1 protein-coding gene is annotated in these 261 nt (G+C 44.4%); it reads right to left on the bottom strand.

Features of this window, described 5'->3' with window-relative positions; translation table 11 throughout:
* Window positions 1-261, bottom strand: a 261-nt coding sequence (locus tag SB847_RS21430) for a hypothetical protein (RefSeq protein WP_410578683.1), incomplete at both ends; no start/stop codon positions are given.

Here is a 261-nt window from a genome sequence, read left to right as displayed (position 1 = left end):
ATGCGTCGTATGAAGTGTTTGAAACTAGCAAGCCATTATTGGGATTTACGAAGTGATCTTCTTCATAGTCAACGGCCTGATAATTGAACAAGTTGGCTGTTGAAACAACAACACCAGTCGTAGCTCTGGATATTTCTGAGTTGCTTTTTATTAATGAAAGCAGGGTCTTGGATGATGCCCCGTACATGTCACTAAAGTCTTGAATTGCGTCGTCCAGCGCTTGAGCCGAAGGATAATCAACCACCTTAGTTGCGGCGCCGG

The sequence above is a fragment of the Bacillus sp. SIMBA_026 genome, assembly GCF_046535335.1.
Taxonomy (GTDB): Bacteria; Bacillota; Bacilli; order Bacillales; family Bacillaceae; genus Bacillus; species Bacillus velezensis.
The sequence above is the reverse complement of the archived record's forward strand: the minus strand, read 5'-3'. Positions and strand labels throughout refer to the sequence as shown.